The 3,437-nt window shown below is 71.2% G+C and carries 3 protein-coding genes and 1 pseudogene; all 4 read left to right on the forward strand.

Features of this window, described 5'->3' with window-relative positions; all coding sequences use genetic code 11:
- Nucleotides 1–252, forward strand: a pseudogene (locus ACPUER_RS36080) (Flp pilus assembly protein CpaB); the annotation flags it as partial.
- Nucleotides 253–314: 62 nt separating this feature from the next.
- Nucleotides 315–1,694 carry a type II and III secretion system protein family protein gene (locus ACPUER_RS36085; protein ID WP_175958784.1) on the forward strand — a complete coding sequence of 460 codons (1,380 nt, stop codon included), beginning with the start codon at nt 315–317 and terminating at the stop codon, nt 1,692–1,694.
- 15 nt (nt 1,695–1,709) lie between these two features.
- On the forward strand, nt 1,710–2,093 hold the full coding sequence (locus ACPUER_RS36090; protein ID WP_072436476.1) for a CpaD family pilus assembly lipoprotein: 384 nt from the start codon (nt 1,710–1,712) through the stop codon (nt 2,091–2,093).
- Nucleotides 2,094–2,115: 22 nt separating this feature from the next.
- A complete protein-coding gene (locus ACPUER_RS36095) occupies nt 2,116–3,339 on the forward strand; it encodes an AAA family ATPase (RefSeq protein ID WP_425133496.1) in 1,224 nt (407 codons plus the stop codon).
- Nucleotides 3,340–3,437 lie beyond the last annotated feature (98 nt).

Raw genomic sequence — 3,437 nt, forward strand, 5'->3', positions numbered from 1 at the left:
GCCCGCGAGGCCGCGCGCGCGCCGTCCGCCGGGCCGGCGGCCGGCGGCGCACGGCCGACGGGACAGAGCAACACGGTCGTGATCTATCGCGGTTCGTCGATCGACGACGGGTCGCGGGGCGGCGGCACCGGCACCCCGGGCCGGCCGCCGCTGCCGTCCGCCCTGGCGGGAATGCCGGCGCTGCCGGGTGGCGGCAATGTCGCGGCGGCGGACGGGACGGCGCAGCCGCCGCGGGCGGCGGTGCCGCAATGACGGATCGACGGAGCGGGACGGCCGCGCGGCGGCGGGCATTTGACGGGATGACGGGAACACGCATGGTGCGCATGGTTGGTTGGATCGCTCTCTGGTGCCTGGCCGGCATCGCCGCGCCCGGCGTCGCGTTCGCGCAGGGCACGCGCACGCCGGACGCCGGCGCGCCGCTGTCGATCGCGACCGGCAAGGGCGAGCTGCTGTCGCTGCCGGAGCCCGCGGTCGCGATGTTCGTCGCCGATCCGACCATCGCCGACATCCAGGTGCCGTCGCCGCGCACCGTGTTCGTGTTCGGCAAGAAGGCTGGCACGACCACGCTGATCGCGCTCGGCGCGAACCATCGGCCGATCCTGCGCAGGACGGTGATCGTGCAGGTCGACACGGCGTCGCTGCAGACGGTGCTCGACAGCCGCTTTCCGCAGCTGAAGCTGTCGGTGTCCGGCGCGCCGGGCTCGCTGATGGTGTCGGGCAAGGTGCCGGGCGCGGCCGACGCGGACGCCGTGATGCAGTCGCTCGCGCCGTACCTGCACGACAAGGAAAAGATCGTCAACCGGCTGACGCTGTCGCGCCCGATCCAGGTGAACCTGCGCGTGCGGGTGACCGAGGTGAGCCGCAACGTCACGCAGCAGCTCGGCATCAACTGGAGCTCGCTCGGCGCCGCCGGCAACTTCGTCGGCGGTCTGTTCAACGGGCGCACGCTGTTCGACCCGACGAACGGCCTGTTCAACCTGTCGCCGACCGGCGCATTCTCGGTGCTCGGCGGCTTTCGCGCGGGGCGCTGGTCGATCGACGTCGTGCTCGACGCGCTCGATCAGGAAGGGCTGATCACGATGCTCGCGGAGCCGAATCTGACCGCGATGTCGGGCGAGACGGCGAGCTTCCTCGCGGGCGGCGAGATTCCGATCCCGGTTGCGCAGAGCGGCAACACGGGTGTGATCACGGTCGAGTACAAGCCGTTCGGCGTGTCGCTCGACTTCACGCCGACCGTGCTCTCCGACAACCGCATCAGCCTGAAAGTGCGGCCGGAAGTGAGCGAGGTCGACGCGAGCAACAGCGTGACGACGGGCAGCATCAGGGTGCCGGCGCTCACCGTGCGACGCGTCGAGACGACGGTCGAGCTGTCGAGCGGGCAGAGCTTCGCGATCGGCGGGCTGCTGCAGAGCCAGACGGCCGACACCGTGTCGCAGATCCCGGGGCTCGGCCGGCTGCCGATCATCGGCCGGCTGTTTTCGTCGAAGAATTTCCAGGACAACAAGACCGAGGTGGTCGTGATCGTCACGCCGTACATCGTGCAGCCGACCGGGCCCGGCCAGCTCGAGCAGGCGATCGACACCGTCGCGCGGCCGAGCAGCGATCTGGAGTTCGCGGTGCAGCGCAACCTCGGGCTCGACCTGCTGTCGGGCGACACGCCGCGCCTCGTCGGCGCCGCGGGCTTCGTGTACTGAACCGGAGGAGCGCCCATGCGAGCTCGAACCACCGTCTCCGCACTGCTGCCGCTGGCGCTGGCGGGCTGCATGTCGGCGCCTCCGCCGCTGAACCTGCCCGACGCGCGGTCGATCGGCTTCGACGGCGTGCAGGCGGTGGCGCCCGACTGCGCGAAGCTGATGCAGCCGTCGCATCTCGTCGACGCGGGCTTCGGGCGGCCGGGCGTGCCGTTCGGCTGCGCGACCTACACGAACCTCGCGGCCATGCTCGCGCGACCGCAGGATCTCGTCGCGCCGGTGCCGTACGGCGGCGCCGACGCGGAAGTCGCGGCCGGTGCGGTGCGCCGCTACGTCGAGGATCGCGTGAAGCAGCCGACGCCCGGCAGGACGCAGACGACGACCGGCTCGCCCGGCCATTGAACCGATTCCCGAGGCCATCGCGATGTCGCCCATGAACGTCCTCGATCGCCAGAGCGCCAAGCGCGCCGCGTCCGCCGGAGCGACGGATCTCGTCGCGGTCGTGTCCGATCCGGGCAGCGAGGACGTGATCCGGCGCGTCGCGCACGATTTGTCGATCGCGCGTGCACACCTGCAGACGGGCACCTGCGACGACGCGATCCGGCTGCTGCAGCAGCACGAGCGTTCGCCGCGCCAGCTGGTCGTCGACGTGTCGGATTCGGTGCTGCCGGTGTCGGACCTGATGCGGCTCGCCGACGTGTGCGATCCGTCGGTGCGGGTCGTCGCGATCGGCACGCAGAACGACGTCGGGCTGTTTCGCAACCTGCTCGGCATCGGCGTGCAGGACTACATCGTCAAGCCGCTGACCGTCGAGCTGATGCGGCGCGCGCTGACGGCGACGGAATCGGTCGTGCAGGTGCGCACCGGCAAGATCGTCAGCTTCGTCGGCGCACGCGGCGGCGTCGGCACGACGACCATCGCGGTGAGCCTCGCGCGCTGCCTGGCGGGCGAGAAGCGCCGCCGCGTCGCGTATATCGACCTGAACCTGCATGGCGGCGGCGCGAACTCGATGCTCGGACTGTCCAGCAACAACGGGCTGGTCGAATTGCTGAACATGGAGCAGCGTCCCGACGACGCGCTGTTCGACCGCATGTTCGTCACCAAGGGCGACCGCCTGCACGTGCTGTCGGCCGAGCTCGCGTACGGCGCCGACGTGCCGCTGAGCGACGGGGTGGTCGCGCGCCTGGTCGACATGCTGAAGGACCGCTTCCACTACGTGCTGTTCGACGTCGGCAGCGGCGCCGGCAAGCTGTTCGAGGATGCGCTCGAGGCGTCCGATCTCGTCTACATCGTCGCCGACCGCTCGGTGCTCGCCGCGTACGAATCCGCGCGGCTCGCGCGCTTCGTGCAGGAACTGCCGGGCGAGCGGCTGCTGTCGATTGCGCTGAACAACCCGCTCGCGCCGGTCGCGGGCCGCGTCGAGCCGGCCGATTTCGCGGAGGCATTCGGCGGCGCGTCGCTGCGCGAGCTGCCGCACGAGCCGCAGACGCTGGCGGTCGCCGAGAACCTCGGCGAGCCGATCGAAGATGCGAAGCGCCACGGCTTCCTGGACGGGATCCGGCAACTCGCGAACGGCATCACCGGCGAACCGATGGCCGTCGCGGAGCCGTGGTACGCGCGCTTCGTCAAATGGAGGAAAGGATCGTGACGTTCGGTAACCGCGACCGGCCGCCGCCGGACTCTGCGCCGGATCCCGCGCCGGACCCCGCACCGGCCGCCTCGCCCGCGGCGCCGCGCGCGCCGGCG

Origin of the sequence: Burkholderia sp. DN3021, assembly GCF_049805555.1 — a bacterium.
GTDB classification, from domain to species: Bacteria; Pseudomonadota; Gammaproteobacteria; order Burkholderiales; family Burkholderiaceae; genus Burkholderia; species Burkholderia pyrrocinia_C.